This is a genomic window from Afipia dichlorophenoxyacetatis, assembly GCF_055386385.1.
Genome location: NZ_AP029250.1, coordinates 4,424,874 through 4,446,101, shown reverse-complemented (window position 1 = coordinate 4,446,101; position 21,228 = coordinate 4,424,874). Strand labels below are relative to the sequence as shown.

Below are 21,228 nucleotides of genomic sequence, written 5' to 3'. Positions count from 1 at the left end.
CAACCGTTCGAGTGGGCATCACGCCTGAAACTGACAAACGAGACGCGGCAGAAAGAGCTGGAATGTCCTGCAAGGTTGCTCGCATCATCCAAACGATCCATGCGGCTGGATCGAAAGCCTGCTTGCTTGCGGGAACGGTCAGGCGCGGGATGCAATTGTCGTTTGCGGCGGTTGGCTTTGCGCTGGCGTTGAGCGGCCTTGTTGCCGGACATGCCAGCGCCCAGCAGCAACCGGTGAAAGGCGAAGCAACTTTGACCGGCGCGAACGGGTACGCGCGGCTGGTCCTGAAGTTCAAGGAAGATGTAACGACCGATGCTGTCGTTGCCGGATCGGTCCTGATCGTTCGTTTCGAGAAGCCGGTCGATCTTCCTGTCGATGCATTGCCCGACGCGCTGCCGTCCTACATTGGAATGGTCCGTCGCGATCCCGACGGAACCGCCATTCGCCTGGCGCTGACACAGAATGTCAAAGTCAACCTGATGATGGCGGGTGAGCGTGTCTTCATCGACTTGCTCCCCGAAAAGTGGACTGGTGCCCCGCCGCCGTTGCCGGCGGACGTGGTGCGAGAATTGTCCGAGCGCGCAATTGCAGCCGAGCGGGCTTTGCGCCTGCAGAAGCAGGCGGATGAAGCCAAGAAACGTCCGCCGATACGCGTTCGTGCGTCGGTCCAGCCGACCTTTACGCGGCTTGTATTCGAAATGCCTGACGGTGTTGCCGTTTCATCGGCATTGGGCACCAACAAGTTCGTACTGTCGTTCTCGTCTGCGCTGGTATTTGACCTTGCGGATGCCAAGGTCGCGATGCCCGCGAATATCAGATCCATCGACCAAAAGATGGGAGACAATGCTTCGACGGTTGAGATCGCGCTCATTGGTGAAGTGGATGTTCGCGCATTCCGTGAAGAGAAGAATTACATTGTCGACATAGGCTTCGAGGAGGCGAAGGCCCCATCGCAGGGGCCGCGCTCGCAGCTGCCGAATGTTCCGGCTACTCCGCCGAGCGAAAAGCCGGCGGCAGACAAAGCGAGTGCGATTGTGCCGCCGACATCGGAGCAAATCGCGCGCGAAGCGTCGGTTGAAAGGAAACCCCAGATATCGCCTCCGGAAACAAAGATCTCCGAGGTTAAGCCGTCGGATGCGAATGCATCCGACGCAAAGGCACCACCAGCCAACGTTGAGGCCAGACAAGAGGCCGCTCCGGATAAGTCCGGGGGGAAGCCCGAAGCCAAGGTTGCTGAGAAGGCCGTGCCAGCGCTTGAGACAGCGAATAAGGTTGTGGCTGTACCTTCACCGCCTGTGGCACCAATGCCGGCGGCTTCTAAGGACGCGAAGCCTGTAGCTCAGGCCGGGGCGGTAGCGCCACCGGAAGTCAATTCGGGGCCGAAGCTGGTGCCGGAGGTGAGGCGAACCAGCGACGACTTGCGCGTGACGTTCAGCTTTGCCGGGCCGACGCCAGCTGCGGCGTTTCGACGTTCGGATTCGATCTGGCTTGTTTTTGATACCGACAAGTCAATTGATCCCACACCCATTCAAAGTCAGGGCGGATCGCTCATTGCCGCGGCGGGTACGCTGGAGCTTCCGAAAGGACGCGCGGTCCGGATTCGGCTGAACCGTCCACAACTGGTGACGCTTAGCGGCGACGAACAATCATGGACGTTGACACTGGCCGACAAGGCGGAGCAGCCCTCGCAACCGCTGACTGCTGCGCGCAATAACGCTGATCCCAAGCGCGCTAATGTAACTGTCGCTCTCGCCAAGCCAGGGCAGCTTCACCATATCAAAGATCCTGATGCCGGTGACGCGCTCACCGTGATGACTGCAGGCCTGCCTGTACGTGGCTTCGTCAAGCGCCAGGATTTTGTGGAATTTTCTCTGCTGGAGTCGATGCAAGGTGTCGTCATTCAACAGACTTCGGATGATCTCACCGCGGATATCGCTTCCAGCAAGCTGGTGTTGAGTCGCCCGGGCGGATTGACCCTGTCATCGGTGATGACCATGCCCGAGCGCTCGATTGGAGCGGTGCGGCCCATATTCGATGCAGGCACCTGGCAGGAAAACCAAACTTCAGATTTCCTGACGATGCGCAACAGTCTCCTGGCTGCGGCGTCGCGGGCGACGGGTGACAAGCGCATGTCCGCCCACATCGATCTTGCCCGGTTTTACCTCGCGCGCGGATTTTATCCCGAGGCCAAGGGAGTTCTCGATTTTATTCTTGGCGAGACCAAGGAAAGTGAAGTTGATCCCTCTGCGTATATCATTCGCGCCGTGGCCTCCACACTTTCCGGCAATCCCGAACTTGCTCTGAAAGATCTTGCCAATCCGGCAATTGGTGCAAACTCCGACGCCCAGCTTTGGAAAGGCCTCGCTTATGCAGAGCAGGGCAAGTGGGTCGATGCTCGTGAGAAATTCAAGAACGCCGAGTTCGCGATTACGGGACTGCCAATCGATTTGCAACGTGTCGTGACAATCGAGGCATTTCGTGCGGCACTTGAGGTCAAGGATTATCCCACGGCGGGTCTGCGCAGCAATGATTTAACAACTATGGGCCCCGGACCCGGACAAGAAGGCGAGATTGCTCTGTTGCGCGGACGGCTGGCCGAAGTTCTTGGCCATGACAAGGATGCTTTGGCGGCATATCAGGCGTCTATCGACTCCTCGAACCGGCCGGCCGCCGCAGAGGCAACTCTCCTGAACGTCGCACTCCGTCAGAAGCGCGATATGCTGAACGACGATGACGCCATTCGCGAGTTGGAAACCGCATCGACGACTTGGCGTGGCGACTCGACCGAGGTGAAGAACCTTGGAATGCTGTCGCAACTCTACGCAGCTAAGGGGCGCTATAACGACGCATTTGCAGTCGGCCGTACGGCGACTAAGCTGGAGCCGAATTCGGAAATCTCGCGCAAGGTACAGGATCAGACGTCTGCCCTGTTTGATCAGCTGTACAACAGTTCCAAGGGTGACGATCTGCCTCCGGTCGAAGCTCTGGCGATGTTTTATGAGTATCGCGATCTGACGCCGATCGGACGGCGTGGCGATGAATTGATTCGTCATCTCGCCGATCGTCTTGTCGCGGTTGATCTGCTCGATCAGGCAAGTGAACTGCTGCAATATCAAATCGATCATCGCCTTGAGGGCTCGGCCCGGGCGCAGGTCGCGTCCCGACTGGCTATGGTTTACCTGATGAACCGTAAGCCAGTACGTGCGATCGCAGCATTGCGCACCACCCGCATCGCCGATCTGGCTGGTGAATTGCGGCAACAGCGGCTGTTGCTCGAAGCGCGTGCTCAAAGTGATGTCGGTCGGCACGATCTCGCGCTCGACATCGTGTCGAATATCAATGGACGTGAAGCCGTCCGGCTCCGGTCGGATATCTACTGGGCCGCTCGCCGCTGGCGGGAATCCTCCGAGCAAATCGAATTGCTCTATGGCGATCGCTGGCGCGATTTCCAGCCCCTGACATCGATCGAGAAGAGCGACATCATTCGAGCGGCAATCGGATACGCCCTTGCGGAAGATGCGGTCGGGCTTGCTCGCTTCCGCGAGAAATACAGCGCCAAGATGGAAGGAAACGACCGCGCCATTTTCGATATCGCGGCCAAGCCTGCTGCGGCAAACAGCTCGGATTTTGCGAGAATCGCAAAGATGGCGGCCGCAATAGATACGCTTGATGGCTTCCTGCGCGAGATGAAGGCGCGCTATCCCGATGCCATCGCACGTGCCAAGTTGCCGCCGGAAATCAAGGCAGATCCCAATCCAACCGGATCGTTGCCTGCTGTATCGCTGCCTGAAATCGTAGGCTTGAAACAGGTCAACGAAGTTCGGCGGTAAAGTACGGGGCGGGACTACCCGCCGCCGTAGCTTTGCACCAGGCTGCCGGCCACCAGCGACCAGCCATCCACCAGCACGAAAAAGATGAGCTTGAATGGCAGCGACACCACGACCGGTGGCAGCATCATCATGCCCATCGCCATCAGCACCGAAGCGACCACAAGGTCGATGATTAGGAACGGCAAGAACAACAGAAACCCGATTTCAAAGGCCCGCTTGAGTTCCGAAATCATGAAAGCGGGCACTAGGATGCGCAACGACATATCATCGGGTGTCGCCGCCGGCGGTTCGCCGGACAGGTCCATAAAGAGCTTCAGGTCCTTTTCGCGGACGTTCTTCTGCATGAAGCCGCGCAGCGGAATGACGCCACGTTCAAGGGCCTGCTCGGCGGTGATTTCATTCGCAATCAACGGCTTGACGCCGTCGTCATAGGTTTTCTGCAACACCGGACCCATCACGAACCCAGTCAGGAACATCGCCAGCGCGATGATCACCGAGTTCGGCGGCGCGGTCGCGGTGCCGAGAGCTGTGCGCAACAACGACAGCACCACCACGATGCGCGTGAACGACGTCATCATTATCAGGATCGACGGTGCGATCGAAAGCACTGTGAGCAGTGCGATCAATTGAATCGCACGCTCGGTGACGCCGCCGTTGCCGGCGCCGCCAAGATTGATGCTGATATCCTGCGCGGCCGCAGGATCAATCAGGGATCCGACGGCGAGGGTAAGACTCAGAAAAAATAAAACTCTACGCGGTGTTTTCGCCGGCCTCACGCTGGAGGCTTCGGACGGCCGAGCAAGCTTGCCATCTCGTCTTCAAGGTTTTCAAAGGGCGCTTTGGGCGCTGACTCTGCCGGAACATCCGGTTGGGGGGAGGGAGGTGAACTATTGCGAGCGCCGAGATCTCGTGACGGTCGTGTTGGCGGCTCGGGGGCTACTGATGGTGCGCCGACACGGTCGATCGGGCTGACCGACGGAGCACGAGGCTCGCTTGTCTCGTGCCGATGCTCGCCGCCGCCGGGCCGGCGCAATGCAGCCTCGAGGCGCTGCGCCATGTCGGCGAGATTCTGGTCCGCCGATGAAAGCGGAGATTCAGCGGGGCGCTGCGGAGCGCGCAGTGGTGGCGGAGGAGCCTTCGGAGCCAGCTCCGCGGGACGTGGCCCACGCGGAATCATGGGCTCCATGCGCTCGCTGCGCGGTAGCGGTCGAGCGGGTGATTCATTTCGAAGCGTTGGCTCGGCTCGAAGCGTCGGCTCCGGACGCACCATCGGTTCCGGGGTGAAACTCGGTATCGCATCAGCATGCCGCTCAGCAACTGGCGCCGGACGGCGAACTTCATCAGGAAAGGGAGCACGCGCCGGCCGCTGTGGGATTTCCGGCATTGCAGGCTCTCGGTGTTCGAAGGCATCCGCGCGTGTCGCTTCCGGTTCGGACCAGCTAGGCTCTGGCGCCAGCCGTGGCGGCGAAGGCAATTCGGTGCCGGCGGGCGAACGTTGCGGTGCTTGATCGCGCTGCGGCATGCTCCGGACGATGTTGGGCTCGACCACGACGTCGGTCGGACCGCCAATCATCAGGAGATGCTCGACATTATCGCGCCGCACGAGGACGAGCCGCCGGCGGCCATCCACCGCAGCAGCATCAATAACCGCGAGTCGCGGCATCCGCCCGCGATTCGCATTTGTACCCATTCCGCTTCCGCCGAATCGGCGGACCAGCCAGGCAGCAGCTCCGATCAACGCGAGAACGATGACGAAGGCGATGAAAAACCAGAGCGTTTGCGGCATGTTACTGTCCCCGTCAAACAACATCCCCTTCGTATGCCAGATTCGCTGGATGTGCGAAGGCTACATGAAGGGTTTGCCGTCCGTTAATTTTTGCCGGCAACACCTGCCGCCCACAAATTATTAACTCATGAATCTCCCGGGCCCCAAACACTTCCTGAACCCGCGTTTTCAATAGCTTACCACGATCAACGAGCCTTGGCTCTGAAAATCGATCCGCTCCTTCTTAACTATCTGTTAACCATAAGCACGGCAAATTCTGCCCACCTGTGGAACACCCCCACAGGAGGAGAGCAGAGCCAATGCCGATCGCAGATCTTCCCATGTTGTCCGCGCTGCGCACCAAGATGCAATGGCATCAGGAGCGCCAACGCGTCCTTGCGGATAACGTCTCGCATTCCGACTCGCCCGGTTTCAAGCCGCGAGATCTTGTTGAGCCGAAGTTCGATGGTTCCGGCAATCCGCTTGGAGGGCACATGTCCTCGCTCGCCATGACGCGTACGAGCGCCAATCACATCCAGGCGTCGGGCGTCAGCGAAAGCTTCGATGCAAGCAACCGCGGCGGGTACGAGACGAGGCCTGCGGGCAACGCCGTCAACCTCGAGGATGAGATGCTCAAGGTCTCGGCGAACCAGATGGATTATGCGGCGGTCACTTCGCTTTACAGTCGCAGTCTCGGTCTCATCAAAACGGCGATCGGTAAGCGCTAATTCGGGCGGTTCTGCCGGCAAAAAATAATGGAGGCGACTGATGAGTGACGGGAACGATTTTCTGAAATCGATGGCCATTTCGACCTCAGGTCTGCGCGCGCAGGCCGGACGCATGCGCGTGATTTCGGAAAACATCGCCAACGCCGACTCGACCGCAAAGACACCCGGCGGAGATCCCTACCGTCGCAAGGTGCCGACGTTCTCCTCGGAGCTAGATCGCTCGCTTGAGGCGCGCGTTGTTAGTCTCGGCAGGATCAAGCCCGACAATTCCGCCTTCCGTACGCGTTACGAGCCCGGCAATCCGGCGGCCGATACCAACGGTAATGTGAAGTACCCCAACGTGAACTCGTTGGTGGAAATGACTGATATGCGTGAAGCCCAGCGTTCTTACGAAGCCAACCTCAACATCATTTCTGCGACGCGCCGGATGATCCAGCGCACGCTCGATATTCTAAAGGCCTGAAAAGAAGGACTCTAATCATGGCATCACCAACAGTTGCTGCAAATGCGTATGCAAACCTTGCGCGTATTCTCGACGCTTCAGCAGGTCTCGGAAAGCCTGCAGAGGCTGGTGGCGCCTCGGCGGCCAATCTCGCCCGCATCATGGAAGGTGGCCTCGGGCAAGCCGGACAGTCCAACGGTCCTTCGTTCGGCGCGGTGCTGAAGGATGCGATCAGCGGTGTGATGGATGCCGGGCGAAAGTCCGATGCCCAATCCGTTGCGATGGCGCAGGGCAAGGCCAATGTCATGGACGTGGTGACCGCCGTGGCGGAGACCGACGTTGCCGTGTCGACGCTTGTATCGGTGCGGGACCGGGTGATCCAGTCCTACGAAGACATCATGAAGATGCCGATCTGATTGACGGCAACTTCATCGTGCTTTCGGACAGGGGAGAGGCATGACAGGGCCTGAAGTTCTCGACGTCTCGCGCGACGCGATCTGGACAATCGTCAAGGTCTCGTCGCCACTGTTGGTTGTGGCCCTCGTTGTCGGTGTTGTGATCTCACTGATTCAGGCGCTGACGCAAATCCAGGAGCAGACGCTGGCATTCGTGCCGAAGATTCTCGCGATCTTCATTACGTTAGTGTTGGCGCTGCCGTTCATGGCCGATGCCATGAACAGTCAGATGTTGCGAATATCGTCGCGAATCATCGGCGGCTAGCGCATGGTCGGGGACCACATGAACCGGCGTTGGGCACCCCCTCCATGCGTATCGATATTTCGATGCTTCCGGCCCTCGCGGCCGCTTTCATGCTTATCTTTGCACGTATCGGCGCCATGGTAATGTTGCTTCCCGGCTTGGGAGAGGTCAACATTCCGGTCCGCCAGCGGCTTGGGATCGCGCTTGCGCTGACCCTTATCCTACTGCCGCTTCATCGCTCCGATTATCACGTCAACATGACCACGATGGCGCCCATGCTGGTGCTGCTGGTTCATGAGATCATCATTGGTGTCGTGCTCGGCGCGACAGCGCGCGTGACGCTTTCGGCTTTGGCCGTCGCTGGTCAGGTCATCGCGCAGCAACTCGGACTGGGTTTCGTTACAACGGTGGATCCCACGCAAGGCCAGCAAGGAGCGCTGATCGGCAACTTTCTCACCATCCTCGGGCTGGCGTTGTTGTTCGCCACCGACATGCATCATCTTGTCATCGCGGCGCTAAATGAGAGCTACAACATATTTGCTCCAGGCGAGCTGATGCCGAGCGGCGACGTCGCCTCGCTGGCAACGCGTGCGTTTGCGACAGCCTTCAAAATCGGAATCCAGCTCTCGGCGCCGTTCATCGTATTCGGTCTGGTTTTCAATCTGGGGTTAGGCGTGCTCGCCCGTCTGATGCCGCAGATGCAGGTTTTCTTCATCGGTGTGCCGTTGTCCATCCTGGGCGGCTTCCTGATGCTCGCGGCCGTTGTTGCCATCATGATGGGGACGTTTCTCGATTATTTCGGCGGCGTCATGCACGAACTGGCACCGAGGAGCTAAGGGCACGCCATGGCCGACGAGGATAAAGACTCCAAAACAGAAGACCCGACGCAAAAACGCCTAGACGAAGCCCTCGAACGCGGCGACGTTGTCAAAAGTCAGGAAGTCAACACCTGGTTCGTGATCGCCGGATCGACCTTGATGCTGTCGTCGTTTTCTGGATCGATCGGCGTCGGCATCGAAACTCCGATGCGAAACCTGATGATGAACGCGCATCAGATTCGGGTTGATGGGGCAGGCCTTCTTGCGCTCGTCAAAAGTATTGAAATCGCGCTGATTGGCGCGCTCGGAGTTCCTTTCCTGCTGCTGATCATCGCTGGCGTCGCCAGCAATCTGGTTCAGCATCGTCTGGTGTTTTCAGCGGAAGCACTGTCGCCGAAATTCAGCAAAATCTCCCCGATGGCCGGCGCCGCGCGAATGTTCGGGAAGCAGGCTATTGCAAACTTTCTCAAGGGCCTGTTCAAGATCATCGCCGTCGGAGCCGTCATGGTCATGGTGTTATGGCCGGAACGTCACCGTTTTGAAGCGATGGTTCGGTTCGATCCGACGTCGATCCTGACCGTCACCAAGACGCTCTCGGTACATTTGATGTCCACGGTCGTTGCCATGCTCGCGGTGGTTGCCACCCTGGATTATCTGTTCCAATACCGGCAGTGGTTCGAACGGCAGAAGATGTCGCTGCAGGAAATCAAGGAAGAATACAAGCAAGCCGAAGGTGATCCGCACATCAAGGGCCGCATCAAGCAGATCCGATTTGCGCGCGCAAAGAAGCGCATGATGGCGGCGGTACCATCGGCCTCCGTGATCATCACGAACCCGACCCACTACGCTGTTGCGCTGAAGTATGATCGCGGAATGCCCGCGCCGATTTGTGTCGCCAAGGGCGTGGACGCGATCGCGCTCAAGATCAGGGAGGTCGCCACCGCGAATGACGTGCCGATCGTCGAGAACGTGCCGCTGGCGCGCGCCCTTCACGCGACCGTCGATGTGGATAGCGAGATTCCGGTGGAGCATTATCACGCGGTGGCGGAAGTCATCGGTTACGTGATGCGCCTCAAGCGCCAAGTGTCCGGCCTTGGCTGGTGATATCCGGTATGGCAGAGGGAACAGCCATTATGCCGCTTGCGTCCTGATGCCCGATTCAGGCACTCAGGTTCGAAAGGACACTAGCAAAATCAAAATGCTAGTGTGGCTTTGTTTCGTAATTGCCGATAAGAGGCTAGCCGCAAGAGAGGCCAGCAATTGCGCGACGCCACACTAGGACCGATAATTTTTGCGTATTCTGAACACAAGACTGGTCACCGCTTTTGCGGGATACGCGCAGGCAGCATGCGATGACAACCGTTCCGGGCAACGATCCGCGTTCCTCCTTTGCTCCCGTGCTTGAACCAGCACGGCGGAGCGGTAGCATTTTCCTTGTGCTGCTGGTGGCCGGGGCTGTGGTTGCCGCCGCCGTTGCGTTCATGACCTTGGGCCGCTCGCAGGCCCAGCCTTACATTCTCGGCCTTCTGGCTTTGCTGGCAATGGTCGGGCTTTTTACATTGTTCGCATTTGCTGCGGGCATCATTCGCTTCGCCGATCGTCATAATGAAGACCCGATCACCCGTCCCATCGCCGATCATGCGTTCGACGGTCTTGCGGTGACTGACCCGCGCGGTCATGTCGTTTACGCCAACGCGACCTATCTGGCGCTCACCGGCGCGTCGGGGGCCAGCGACGTGCGGCCGGTGGAGCGTGTCTTCATCGGCAATCCAGACGTCTCCGAGGCTGTGTTTCGCTTGCTCAAGGCGGCACGCGAAGGCAAGCGGCAGCAGGAAGAAGTCCGCGTCGCCGGTGTCGACAGCTCACACGGACGCTGGCTACGGATGCGTGTGCGGCCGCTGGGAACAGGCAAGCGCGAGGCGAAATTCGCCGTTTGGTCGATTGCCGATATCACCCGCGATCGCGAGCGGCAGGAAGATGTCTTCCAGGAACTGCAGCACGCCATCGAGTATCTCGATCACGCGCCCTGCGGTTTCTTTTCGGTGAATGCGGCAGGCGAGCTGGTTTACGTCAATGCGACATTGGCGAATTGGCTGGATTACGATCTCGCTGAAATCGGTTCCGGCGGCCTGAAGATTGCCGATATCGTTTCCGGCGATGGTGCATCTCTGTTGACCTCGGTTACGCCGGAGCCGGGCGAGGTCAAGACAGAGGTTTTCGACATCGATCTGCGGATGCGCAACGGCAAGACCATGCCGGTGCGACTTTATCATAAACTTGCTTTCGGCGCCGATGGCACGCCGGGTGCTTCACGCACGCTTGTCATCAACCGGGCGCGCGACGACCACGGCGATCCGCAGCGCGTGGCTGAAGTGCGTTTTATGCGCTTCTTCGATCACACGCCGATGGCCATCGCGACCGTCGACAAGGCCGGCAATATCGTGCGCGCCAACGCTCGCTTCGCCAAACTGACACAGAGCTTGTCGCCGTCCGTTGGCGGCAGCAAGTCCATCTTCGCGGTTGTAAGCGAGCGCGAACGTGGGGAGCTGGTCGCGGCCATCAACAAGGCAACCGACGGCCAGGGCGATATTTCGCCTGTCGAGGCGATGCTGGACAGCACCAAAGAGCGCTGGGGACAATTCTTCGTCACGTCGGTCGAACAAGATGCACGCGACGCGGAAGTCGCGATCGTCTACCTGCTGGAGACGACAGAGAAGCGCACGCTGGAAGCCAATTTCGCTCAGTCGCAGAAGATGCAGGCGGTGGGACAACTCGCCGGTGGCATCGCGCACGATTTCAACAACGTCCTCTCCGCCATCATGATGGCAAACGACTTCCTGCTGAACGCGCACAAGCCGACCGATCCGTCGTTCCAGGACATCATGCAGATCAAGCAGAATGCGACGCGCGCCGCGACGCTCGTTAGGCAACTGCTGGCGTTCTCGCGCCGTCAGACGCTGCGTCCCCAAGTGCTCGATATGGGCGATGCACTGTCGGATCTGACCATGCTGCTGAAGCGGCTGATCGGCGAAAAGGTGAAGCTTGATTTCGTTCACGGACGCGATCTGTGGCCGGTGAAGGTTGACGTCTCGCAATTCGAGCAGGTCATCGTCAACCTGGCGGTGAATGCTCGCGACGCCATGCCCGATGGCGGTAAGCTGACGATCCGGACAGCGAACGTCTCAGCGAGCGATGCCGAGCGTCTGCAATACAAGGGCATGCCTGCTGCGGATTATGTTCAGATCGAAGTCAGCGATACTGGCACCGGTATCCCTGCCGATATCCTCGACAAGATTTTTGAGCCGTTCTTCTCCACCAAGGAGGTCGGCAAGGGCACGGGTCTCGGTCTTTCCACGGTCTACGGAATCGTCAAGCAGACCGGCGGATTCGTTTATGTCGATTCCGTTGCCAATCAGGGCACGGCGTTCCGCATTTTCCTGCCGCGACACTACCCTGAAGTCGAAAAGGTGCAGGAGGTTGTCGTCACGAACGGCGCGGGAGCCGAAGCTCCGGCTGCCAAGTCGCGCGCACCAGACCTCACGGGGCAGGGCACCATCCTGCTTGTTGAGGATGAAGATGGTTTGCGTTCACTGAATGCCCGAGGCCTTCGCTCGCGAGGCTACACGGTGATGGAAGCTGCGAACGGGCTTGAAGCCTTGGAGATCATAGATCAAGAGCAGGGGGCCATCGATCTCGTCGTCTCCGACGTCGTGATGCCGGAAATGGATGGACCGACCTTGCTGGTCGAGATGCGCAAACGAAACCCTGATCTCAAGATCATCTTCGTTTCCGGCTATGCAGAAGACGCATTCGAAAAGAGCCTGCCTGAGAACCAGCAGTTCAATTTCCTGCCGAAACCGTTCACGCTGAGCCAACTTGTGGCGGCCGTGAAGGAAACTATGACAATTTCGTCATGATTCTTAACTGCGGCCCGCGACTGAGGGCCGCAGTCTTTATTGTGTCAATCCGCTTTCCTTTCGCCCGCCGGTGCCCATGTTATGGCATGTCCCCTTTGCCGGGGATAAATGCCCCTTGAGGGCTATGAGGGAACGAATATGAACTTTTCGCAGCGCATGCGCGCCGTCAAAACTTTGGCCGTTGTTGCGGCTCTGGCGATGCCGTTAATGCTTGCCGTTACGTCGTCCGTTGACGCTCGTCCGGGCGGTGGCGGGAGCATGGGATCACGTGGCTCGCGCACTTTTACCGCGCCTCCGCCAACAGCGACGGCGCCAAATGTGGCGCAGCCTATGCAGCGTTCCATCACGCAGCCTGGCATGAAAGCGCCTGCTTCGACGCCGGCCGGCGGCGGTTTCTTCAATCGCCCTGGTCTGCTCGGCGGTCTCGCTGCGGGCTTCCTTGGCGCCGGGTTGCTCGGCATGCTGTTCGGCGGTGGATTGTTCGGCGGACTGGGCAGCCTGTCGTCGATTTTCGGTCTGATCATTCAGATCGGCTTGATCTATCTCGTGGTGCGATTGGCAATGTCGTGGTGGCAGCGCCGTAACGCGCCAGCCTATGCGAATGCTGCTCCTCAGCCTAACGCTGCACCTGATCTCGGCGCGCAGACCAACGCGCGTAACGGGTTCGGCTTCGGTGTTGGCTCGGGTAGCGCGCCGCTCGAAATCAAGCCGGATGACTACGACACGTTTGAACGCTTGCTCGGCGAAATCCAGACCGCGTGGTCGAACGAAGACGTCAACAAGCTGCACACGTTGGCAACGCCGGAGATGGTGTCGTATTTCACCGAAGACCTCACGGCCAACAATCAGCGTGGCGTGGTCAACAAGGTCTCTGACGTGAAGCTCCTGCAAGGCGACCTTGCGGAAGCATGGCGTGAAGGTCAGAGCGAATACGCCACGGTGGCGTTGCGCTACTCATTGGTGGACAAGACCATCGAGCGCGCCAGCGGCCGCATCGTCGAAGGCAGCGAAACGCCCGCCGAAGTGACGGATGTTTGGACCTTCGTGCGCCGTCCGGGCGGCACCTGGGAGCTGTCAGCCATCCAGGCGACCTAAGCTCCTCAATCAATTGAAACGATATGAAGGCGTCGCGCTTGCGCGGCGCCTTTTCGTTTGGTGCTCTGGATTCTTGTATTGACGCGTTTTCTTCACGCGAACCGGTACCCACTTCGCTCGAAAACGCTCTCGTGCGAACAAGATGCGGCTTTGCGTGTTGACATCGCAGCTTGCAACCGGATCAAGGATCCTTTCATGCGGTATGAACTTTATTATTGGCCCACCATTCAGGGGCGGGGTGAATATGTCCGTCTGGCGCTGGAGGATGCGGGCGCCGATTATGTCGATGTCGCGCGCCGCAGCACCGGCAAAATGATCTCGCTGATGAACGGACGCTCGCCGACGCCGCCATTTGCACCGCCATTTCTCAAGGCTGGAAAACTGGTCATCGGGCAAACCGCCAACATTCTGTTGTATCTGGGATCACGGCATGGTCTTGCCCCGAAGGCTGAAGCGGGCAAGCTGTGGGCGCATCAACTGCAATTGACCGTCGCCGATTTCGTCGTGGAAGTTCACGATACGCATCATCCGCTCGGACCGACGCTTTATTACGAAGACCAAAGACCAGCCGCGAAGCGGCGCACTGATGAATTCTGGAGCGAGCGGGTTTCGAAATTTCTCGGTTATTTTGAGCAGCTTATTGCGCAGAGCAAGGGCCCTTATCTCAACGGCCGCAGGGTTTGTTACGTTGATCTTTCAGTCTTTCAACTGGTCGAGGGACTACGTTACGCGTTTCCAAAGCGGATGAAGCGTTTCGAGCGCGAGGTGCCACGCGTGCTTGAACTGCACGACCGTGTGGCGGAGCGGCCGAACATCAAGGCCTATCTCGCCAGCGATCGTCGCATCCCCTTCAATGAGGATGGCATCTTCCGTCATTACAAGGTGCTGGATCGCTGAGGTTGCGCTTCCGCGAATGTGAATCGACCCGTCTTGACATTGCCCGGTCAAAGCGCTCGTTGAGCGGGCAATGCTGTACGTACCTGCCCTAAGGAGATTGTCATGAAGATCACGCTGTCCGGCTCGGTGCCGACCCGCCGCGCGCCTGCAAGTTATTTCACCGGCACTGTCTGGCAGGACCCCGTGATTGAAGCGCCGCAGCCGGCCCGGCTGAATGCAGCGCGCGTGACGTTTGAACCCGGTGCGCGCACCGCATGGCACACCCATCCGCTTGGACAGACGCTGTATGTGCTTGCGGGATGCGGCCGTATCCAGACCGAAGGCGGTCCGGTACGTGAGATTCGCGCCGGGGACGTTGTGTGGATTCCGCCAGGCGAGAAGCATTGGCATGGTGCGGCGCCGACCACGATGATGGCCCATCTTGCGATGCAGGAATCTGAGAATGGAAGCGCGGCGACGTGGCTCGAACATGTGACTGACACGCAGTACAACGAACCTGTCAGCGGATAATCGACTGAAACTTCAGGCGTCGGTCCGGATCAGCGCGAGCCCTGATTCCGGATCGTGCCGTTTCCGCAAGTGCGCGGGACTCTCAGTGATGATCGCCTCTAAGGTAGGGCGCACATGCGCCTCGCCGAGGTGGCCTGCCATGGCGTGGCCATCGCGTTTGCCGACGACAATATGAAGATGAATGGCAGGCTTGCCATCCGCCTCGGCGACATCGCCCAATAGGGAGGCGACTTCGACCTGCTCCCGGATCGGGATTTTCATGTACTCCTTTTTATCCCAGTCGAAGTAGAGCAGCACGACATCGCGGAGCGCGCCGATGGCGCTGATCTGCGCCGCGGTGATCCTGTGCTGTGTGACGAATTGCTTGAGGCTCGTCATGACTTCCTCTCCGGTCGAGAGGATTACGGCGAAGGTCCGTTGGCCGTCCGTCTCGTGTAACAGCTTGGATTGCATCGCTTTTCTCCCTATAATGGGAGAACTGAATCGGGCAGGGCAGGTTCCCGAGTGGTATTGCGTGCCGCATTGATGTCGCATTCGCCCTGTCTGGTCTGCTGCTCGCCAATAAATGCAGGAGGATCGATGCGTATCGTAACCCCCGCCATTTACGCGGCCCTGTTAGGGCTCGCGATCTACGGTGCTATTTCCCAGAACCCGCTTCCGAGTGCTGTTGCTTCGGGGGCGTCGGAGGGAACGACGAAACTCGCCTACGCGGTTCCAACCGATGGCAAAGCTCCAGTGCGTGTTGGCAAGCGTGAGATGTGCCGGCAGTCGGTCACTTCAAAGCACCTCAATAAGTCGCAGGCGCGTGATCAGATGCAGTTGTGTGTGGCGCGGGCCCGCGTTGACTGTTTGCAGCAGGCCATCGACCAAAAGCTCCGCGGCGCCGCCCGCCGTGTTTATGTCAAGAGTTGCGTTGCGGCCTAATTTTGATCGCGCCCGCTAAGCGGGGATACCCAAGCTTTCTCATGGCCGGGCTTGACCCGGCCATTTGCGTTTCCTCTTATGCTGCCGACAAAAATTCGGACGACAAAAAGGAGAAACGCCGATGCCATCATTTACTCCCTCATTTACTTGGGACCATGTTCACCTGCGCAGCCCCGATCCGGAGGCAACGGCGAAGTGGTTCGAACAGATGCTGGGAGCGGAAATCCTGCGCAGCCCCGGGCGTATTGATCTCAAGCTGGGAGGCGCTGACGTGTTCATCGCGCCGGTTACCCCGGGTGATGGAGTCAATGCTCCGCCAGTGACGCCCTATCAGGGGCTCGATCACATCGGGCTGTCAGTCAAGGATATCGATGCAGTCGCGGCTGAACTCAAAACAAAGGGCGTCGAGTTCACCAAGGAGCCGCATAACATCCGCCCCGGCATCCGCATCTGCTTCATCCGCGGTCCGCAGGGCGTTTCGGTGGAATTGCTGGAGCGGGACAAGAAGTATCAATAAGACTTAGGATTCTAGTGTCGCTCTCGGATTTGAAGTTCTTGATCGAGCTCGCGGCTTCATTCGGACGAACTTCAAATCCGCGACACTAGCCATCCTTCTCCCGCGACACCGTGATCCGCACGCCGGCTTTTGCGACCGTGCAGTGGATGTCGAGGCGGCGGTAACGCGACGAAATATTGTAGCCTCGGATGATGTTGGTGCGCTTCACACATCGCTGCGCACCATTCAGCGCATCGGGCTTTGGAATAGTGAAGACCTGCGCGGCCGCTGTGGCGACGAAGTCATAGAACTCAGGTGCAGGTTTTTTCTTGTCCGTAGACGCAAACACCTCGTTGGTACGGTTACGGCTCGAACAGCCGAGTGATGCCTGCGTGACGGCCGGGTGTTCAAGATAGATCAAGCCCGCCAACGTCTTGCCGACCTTGAGGCCGGTAATTTGTGCGGCGAGTTGTTTTGCAAGGTCGTCGCAGCGGTCGGCGCGGGCAGGGCTGCTGCCTATGACAGCTGTGACGAGCAATGCGGCGAAGATGAACGCCGCGGTTTTGAAAAACGATGGACGGAATGTCATGTGTTTTACCCCCAGGCTATTGAAACCCGTGCGCGGTTTTCGCGCAAGGGTAGCCAAGTAGGTTGAAGTCTATTGTTTCTCGTTTACGGGCCAGTGAAGGGCGTCAGAATCCGTAGATGCGGATCCCGATGATGAAGGCGATAACACTCAGAACGCCGAACAGCGTCGGGATGGCGACGAGACATGTGGCCCGGCCAAGATGCTCGTTACGGGCGGCGTAGGCGATGGCGCAGGCGCCGATCAGAGGAAACACGATGATACGCGCCACGCTCTCCAAGGTGCTGAAAAGGCCTGTGAAGTCCAACCCGCGCAACACAACTGATGGCATATTGCTGAGCCATGCCATCATCACGAGGATCCCGAGCGCCATGATGGCATAACGCACACGCCCCATCGCCGCGAACGTCAGCGCGACGACGCCAAGCAGCGGATGGGTTGCGATATGCGTCTTGATCAGGAGGCCGCCGAGGCCGGTCGGAATTTCGGAGGAGTCGCTGAACAGGACCGATATGCCGGAGAGGCCATCGAATATCTCGAGGGCGGCAAGCGCGATCAGGACGATGGATAGGCCGAGCACCCGAGGAGCTGCGGCGTTAAGCGAAATCGAATTCATAGCCGTTATTCCAGGTTGAGCTGCATTTCCGGCGCCGGGCTCATGCGATCCTCGCACGGTGCACAGCCGCCCTGCAGGCCCTTCGAACATCTTTCCTTTGTCGGAAAAGGCATTAGAACGGTTCAAAGATAGCCCCGGTTGCGCTTCGGATCGGCTTTAGTTGCTGAAAAGACAGCGCTTTCGACCAACGCGCGAGTATTCCCATGAACGCCCCCACTGCCATGCCGACGCCGAAAGCCGTTCCGCCCTATAAGCACACCCCGTTGTTTCCGCTTGGCCCCGACAAGACGCCATATCGCAAGATTTCCAGCGACGGCATCCGGGTCGAAAAGGTCCTGGGCAGGGACATGCTGGTGGTGTCGCGGGACGCATTGCGTGCGCTGTCGGAAGCCGCATTCGGGGATATCAATCACTACCTGCGGCCCGGCCATCTCGCCCAGCTGCGCAAGATCCTCGATGACCCTGAGGCGAGCGACAACGATAAGTTCGTCGCTTTCGACTTCCTGAAGAACGCCAACATCGCCGCAGGCGGCGTCCTGCCGATGTGCCAGGACACCGGCACTGCGATCATCATGGGCAAGAAGGGCGCCAACGTCATTACTGAGGGCGACGACGAGGCCGCTTTGAGCGAAGGTGCCCGCGATGCCTACCTGCGTCGCAATCTGCGTTACTCGCAGGTCGCTCCGCTTTCAATGTTCGAGGAAAAGAACACCGCCAATAACATGCCCGCGCAGTGCGAGATCTACGCGGAAGGCGATGACGCCTACAAGTTTATGTTCATGGCGAAGGGCGGCGGGTCGGCCAACAAGAGCTTCCTGTTTCAGGGTACGCCGTCGCTGCTGACCAAGGACCGTCTGCACGCCTTCATCAAGGAGAAGGTGCTGACGCTCGGGACCGCAGCCTGCCCGCCTTATCACCTCGCCATTGTCATTGGCGGCACTTCGGCCGAACTCTGCATGAAGACGGTCAAGCTGGCGTCCGCTCGTTATCTCGATGAACTTCCGACCCAGGGCTCACCGGACGGCAATGCCTTCCGCGACCTCGAGATGGAGCAGGAAATTCACAAGATGACCCAGTCCCTCGGCGTGGGGGCACAATTCGGTGGAAAGTATTTCTGTCACGACGTCCGCGTCATCCGGCTGCCGCGCCACGGTGCCTCGCTGCCGATCGGTCTCGGCGTCTCCTGCGCCGCAGACCGTCAGGTTCTGGGCAAGATCACCAAGGACGGCGTGTACCTCGAAGAGTTGGAGCATAATCCGGCGAAGTATCTGCCCGAGGTTGAGAATGCACTCGCTGGTGAAGTGGTGAAGATCGACCTCGACCAGCCGATGAAGGACATCCTTGCCACGCTGACGAAGTATCCGACCAAGACGCGGTTGTCGTTGACCGGCACTATGATCGTGGCGCGCGACTCCGCACATGCCAAGCTGCGCGAGCGGCTGGAGAAGGGTGAGCCGCTGCCGGATTATTTCAAGAACCATCCGGTGTATTACGCAGGTCCCGCCAAGACGCCGGAAGGCTACGCATCCGGCGCATTCGGTCCCACAACGGCCGGCCGCATGGACTCGTTCGTCGATCAATTCCAGGCCGCGGGCGGCTCGATGGTCATGTTGGCGAAAGGTAACCGTTCAGCGCAGGTGCGTGACGCCTGTAAGAAGTATGGTGGCTTCTATCTGGGGTCGATCGGTGGTTCAGCCGCCAACCTCGCCGAGCATTGCATCAAGAAAGTCGAGGTCGTGGAGTATCCGGAGCTTGGCATGGAAGCGATCTGGCGTATCGAGGTCGAGAACTTCCCCGCCTTCATCATCATGGATGACAAGGGCAACGACTTCTTCAAGGAGTTGAACCTGGGTTAGTGGTGATAGCGCTGACGCCATTTTCCTAAGCTGCTACCATGCAAAGGATTGACCTCTCCCCGTCTTCGCAGGGAGAGGTTATGCGATATGTTCTCTCGAGGAGGACGATCGGAATGCGACGTTTGAGTCTGCTGACTGCATTGGCTGCCAGTGTCACGCTGCTGGCTTGCAACATCGGGTTAGCGGCGGCGGATTGCCGCCAAGACCATATCGCCGCGGACCAGAATGTCCGCCGCACCAGGGTCGCTATTGAAAAAGTAATGAACGACACCGAGGCGGCAAAGTGCTCCGCCTATCGCCGCCATATCGCCGCGCTGACCGCGCAACGCGGGGTCATTGCCCGTTGCGACACTGGTCCTAACCAGGCCCAGAATGTTAGCGCGGTCGATAGCCAGATTGCGGATTTCAGCCGCCGCGCCGAGGCCAGCTGCAAGCGTTGAGCAGACACCGCGCGACACGCGCGATGTCTGAAGACCGCCATTCCAGAGTTTACGCCCGGGTGCCCTTGAACGGGAAGCTGCCCATCGGGCCGATGCCCATGTCGCCGGACATGGCGTCGCCCTCAACCTTGCCGGTAAACGCCAGCGTGAGCGGCATCGGGCTGGTGATGGAAATCTTCCAGGCGACATCGTTACCGTTCACCGTGCCCTCGAAGATCTCGCCTTCGTTGCCTTCGGCTGCCTGGGTGCCGGTCAAAGTGCCGCCGTTGCTTGTGAGTGAAAGCATTGCGTCGCGATCGCCCATCGGCGTGCTCATGGTAAGCTTCCAGTTTCCATCAACAGACATTTACTATCCTCCTCTGCCCTTGCCCCAATTTGGGCCCGCTCAAGCCGATATAGCTCATTTCCCGGTGGCGGCATGAACTTTATCCGCAGCAATTTGTCTCGTTCTGTCCGGTGACACGGAACCGGCAGGCAAGGCGGCTGTTTGTCATCGGCTGGTCTTGAACGGGCACATGAATGGGCGAACTGACGCAGGAAATACCGTCGCAGGCGGTGCATCTGTGCATCGACATGCAGCGGATATTTTCGCGCGAAGGGCCATGGTCCGCGCCGTGGATGGAGCGAGTTCTACCGAACGTGGTGGATCTGGTGGGGTGCGCGCCCGAGCGGACGGTATTCACGCGCTTCATCACACCGCAGCGTCCGTCGGATTTGCCCGGGACTTGGGCGACCTTTTACAAGAAATGGCGGGAGACCACACGTGAGAGGCTCGATCCGCGGTTGCTGAACCTGTTGCCCGAACTTGAGCGCTTCGCTCCGCCGGCAGGTATCCTCGACAAGAGAGTTTATTCGGCCTTCGCAGATGGTCGGCTTCATTCCGAGTTGCGTGGTCGTGGATGTGACACGCTGATCGTCAGCGGATCAGACGTTTGCGTGCTGTCATCTGTTCTTGCTGCTGTTGACTACGGATATCGCGTGATCATTGCAGCGGATGCGGTATGCAGCTCATCGGACGAAGCCCACGACGCGCTGCTTTCGCTTTATCGGCGGCGCTTCGATATTCAGATTGAAATTGCCAACACAGATACGATCATCGACCGATGGCGTGTTTGACGGTTTTATGTATCGCTAGCTCGTTTTTCTTCGAGGTCTGCGTCAATCACGTATCATCTATGCAAGCCTACGTTTAAGCGGCAACTTTTACTGAATTTTAGAGCGTGTCCCTTAACTTCAGCGAAGCATTAATTTCTTGCTTTGTGTTGTCGATATGCAGAAAGAGCGGCGACGAGAGCCTCGTGTGAATTTTGCGCGCGGTATCTCCGTCAAGATTTTGGCGATTGACGGCACCTGGCAGCGAGACTGTGAGATGCTCGATGTCTCCGACATTGGGGTCTCGCTGCAGTTTCCGGAGCAGCATCATACCTTTGGACTGAAAGAGTTCTTCCTGGTGCTGTCGTCCACGGGAAGCGCTCACCGCCGCTGTCAGACAGTCTGGACGGAGAGCGGTAGGCTAGGTGCTAGCTTCGTCGCAGGCCGCGATGAACCAAAGCGGTCTCAGTTTCCGAAGCGCATTTGATTGGATGGGCGCGGCGGCGCGCTGTCGTGC

General features: G+C 58.9%; 23 protein-coding genes. 17 read left to right on the top strand and 6 right to left on the bottom strand.

Annotation, left to right across the window (positions count from 1 at the left end; genetic code table 11):
• The first annotated feature begins 62 nt into the window (after positions 1–62).
• Positions 63–3,830 (top strand): tetratricopeptide repeat protein, encoded by a 3,768-nt coding sequence (locus tag ACZ5C3_RS20835; protein WP_464044244.1) that lies wholly within the window; start codon positions 63–65, stop codon positions 3,828–3,830.
• 14 nt (positions 3,831–3,844) lie between these two features.
• On the opposite strand, the gene fliP is transcribed toward ACZ5C3_RS20835, so the two are convergent.
• Together fliP and ACZ5C3_RS20825 are read right to left on the bottom strand one after the other, a co-directional pair.
• Positions 3,845–4,606, bottom strand: coding sequence for a flagellar type III secretion system pore protein FliP (gene fliP, locus ACZ5C3_RS20830; RefSeq protein ID WP_464032652.1), 762 nt, complete (start codon positions 4,604–4,606; stop codon positions 3,845–3,847).
• Positions 4,603–5,616 (bottom strand): flagellar biosynthetic protein FliO, encoded by a 1,014-nt coding sequence (locus tag ACZ5C3_RS20825; RefSeq protein WP_464032650.1) that lies wholly within the window; start codon positions 5,614–5,616, stop codon positions 4,603–4,605. Before ACZ5C3_RS20825 ends, fliP begins: the two co-directional genes overlap by 4 nt.
• 299 nt (positions 5,617–5,915) lie before the next feature.
• Between ACZ5C3_RS20825 and flgB the strand changes: the two genes are divergently transcribed.
• The 10 genes from flgB (at position 5,916) to ACZ5C3_RS20775 (ending at position 14,701) form a co-directional block, all read left to right on the top strand.
• Complete coding sequence (gene flgB, locus ACZ5C3_RS20820; protein WP_464032648.1) at positions 5,916–6,323, top strand: flagellar basal body rod protein FlgB; 408 nt, start codon at positions 5,916–5,918, stop codon at positions 6,321–6,323.
• Between the two features lie 40 nt (positions 6,324–6,363).
• Entirely contained in the window at positions 6,364–6,786 is a 423-nt protein-coding gene (flgC, locus tag ACZ5C3_RS20815; protein WP_464032646.1) for a flagellar basal body rod protein FlgC, read from the top strand.
• A gap of 17 nt (positions 6,787–6,803) precedes the next feature.
• On the top strand, positions 6,804–7,181 hold the full coding sequence (locus tag ACZ5C3_RS20810; protein WP_464032644.1) for a flagellar hook-basal body complex protein FliE: 378 nt from the start codon (positions 6,804–6,806) through the stop codon (positions 7,179–7,181).
• Positions 7,182–7,221: 40 nt separating this feature from the next.
• Complete coding sequence (gene fliQ, locus ACZ5C3_RS20805; RefSeq protein WP_464032642.1) at positions 7,222–7,485, top strand: flagellar biosynthesis protein FliQ; 264 nt, start codon at positions 7,222–7,224, stop codon at positions 7,483–7,485.
• Between the two features lie 44 nt (positions 7,486–7,529).
• Positions 7,530–8,300: a flagellar biosynthetic protein FliR gene (gene fliR, locus ACZ5C3_RS20800; RefSeq protein WP_464032640.1), complete on the top strand. Its 771-nt coding sequence runs from the start codon at positions 7,530–7,532 to the stop codon at positions 8,298–8,300.
• Positions 8,301–8,309: 9 nt separating this feature from the next.
• Positions 8,310–9,386, top strand: coding sequence for a flagellar biosynthesis protein FlhB (gene flhB / locus ACZ5C3_RS20795; RefSeq protein WP_464032638.1), 1,077 nt, complete (start codon positions 8,310–8,312; stop codon positions 9,384–9,386).
• A gap of 248 nt (positions 9,387–9,634) precedes the next feature.
• A complete protein-coding gene (gene cckA, locus ACZ5C3_RS20790; protein WP_464032636.1) occupies positions 9,635–12,199 on the top strand; it encodes a cell cycle histidine kinase CckA in 2,565 nt (854 codons plus the stop codon).
• A 138-nt stretch (positions 12,200–12,337) separates the two neighbouring features.
• Positions 12,338–13,294, top strand: a complete 957-nt coding sequence (locus ACZ5C3_RS20785) for a Tim44 domain-containing protein (protein ID WP_464032634.1) — start codon at positions 12,338–12,340, stop codon at positions 13,292–13,294.
• Positions 13,295–13,489: 195 nt separating this feature from the next.
• Positions 13,490–14,191, top strand: a complete 702-nt coding sequence (locus tag ACZ5C3_RS20780) for a glutathione S-transferase (protein ID WP_464032632.1) — start codon at positions 13,490–13,492, stop codon at positions 14,189–14,191.
• A gap of 102 nt (positions 14,192–14,293) precedes the next feature.
• On the top strand, positions 14,294–14,701 hold the full coding sequence (locus tag ACZ5C3_RS20775; protein ID WP_464044243.1) for a (R)-mandelonitrile lyase: 408 nt from the start codon (positions 14,294–14,296) through the stop codon (positions 14,699–14,701).
• Positions 14,702–14,713: 12 nt separating this feature from the next.
• Here ACZ5C3_RS20775 and ACZ5C3_RS20770 read toward each other — a convergent pair whose 3' ends face one another.
• Positions 14,714–15,154 (bottom strand): PPC domain-containing DNA-binding protein, encoded by a 441-nt coding sequence (locus tag ACZ5C3_RS20770; protein WP_464032630.1) that lies wholly within the window; start codon positions 15,152–15,154, stop codon positions 14,714–14,716.
• A 126-nt stretch (positions 15,155–15,280) separates the two neighbouring features.
• On the opposite strand from ACZ5C3_RS20770, the gene ACZ5C3_RS20765 reads away from it, so the two are divergent.
• Together ACZ5C3_RS20765 and ACZ5C3_RS20760 are read left to right on the top strand one after the other, a co-directional pair.
• Entirely contained in the window at positions 15,281–15,625 is a 345-nt protein-coding gene (locus ACZ5C3_RS20765) for a hypothetical protein (RefSeq protein WP_464032628.1), read from the top strand.
• A gap of 121 nt (positions 15,626–15,746) precedes the next feature.
• Positions 15,747–16,142: a VOC family protein gene (locus ACZ5C3_RS20760; RefSeq protein ID WP_464032626.1), complete on the top strand. Its 396-nt coding sequence runs from the start codon at positions 15,747–15,749 to the stop codon at positions 16,140–16,142.
• Positions 16,143–16,227: 85 nt separating this feature from the next.
• Here the strand turns inward: ACZ5C3_RS20760 and ACZ5C3_RS20755 are convergent, their stop codons facing one another.
• Entirely contained in the window at positions 16,228–16,710 is a 483-nt protein-coding gene (locus ACZ5C3_RS20755) for a hypothetical protein (RefSeq protein WP_464032624.1), read from the bottom strand.
• A gap of 103 nt (positions 16,711–16,813) precedes the next feature.
• Positions 16,814–17,323 (bottom strand): hypothetical protein, encoded by a 510-nt coding sequence (locus ACZ5C3_RS20750; protein WP_464032622.1) that lies wholly within the window; start codon positions 17,321–17,323, stop codon positions 16,814–16,816.
• A gap of 203 nt (positions 17,324–17,526) precedes the next feature.
• Between ACZ5C3_RS20750 and ACZ5C3_RS20745 the strand changes: the two genes are divergently transcribed.
• Positions 17,527–19,179 (top strand): fumarate hydratase, encoded by a 1,653-nt coding sequence (locus ACZ5C3_RS20745; RefSeq protein WP_464032620.1) that lies wholly within the window; start codon positions 17,527–17,529, stop codon positions 19,177–19,179.
• A 113-nt stretch (positions 19,180–19,292) separates the two neighbouring features.
• Positions 19,293–19,619: a hypothetical protein gene (locus ACZ5C3_RS20740; protein ID WP_464032619.1), complete on the top strand. Its 327-nt coding sequence runs from the start codon at positions 19,293–19,295 to the stop codon at positions 19,617–19,619.
• 49 nt (positions 19,620–19,668) lie between these two features.
• Here ACZ5C3_RS20740 and ACZ5C3_RS20735 read toward each other — a convergent pair whose 3' ends face one another.
• Positions 19,669–19,965: a hypothetical protein gene (locus ACZ5C3_RS20735; RefSeq protein WP_464032617.1), complete on the bottom strand. Its 297-nt coding sequence runs from the start codon at positions 19,963–19,965 to the stop codon at positions 19,669–19,671.
• A 173-nt stretch (positions 19,966–20,138) separates the two neighbouring features.
• On the opposite strand from ACZ5C3_RS20735, the gene ACZ5C3_RS20730 reads away from it, so the two are divergent.
• Positions 20,139–20,735 (top strand): cysteine hydrolase family protein, encoded by a 597-nt coding sequence (locus ACZ5C3_RS20730; RefSeq protein ID WP_464032615.1) that lies wholly within the window; start codon positions 20,139–20,141, stop codon positions 20,733–20,735.
• 154 nt (positions 20,736–20,889) lie between these two features.
• The gene (locus ACZ5C3_RS20725) at positions 20,890–21,198 is read left to right on the top strand and encodes a PilZ domain-containing protein (RefSeq protein ID WP_464038393.1); all 309 of its coding nucleotides are present in this window, start codon (positions 20,890–20,892) and stop codon (positions 21,196–21,198) included.
• Positions 21,199–21,228: the final 30 nt, after the last annotated feature.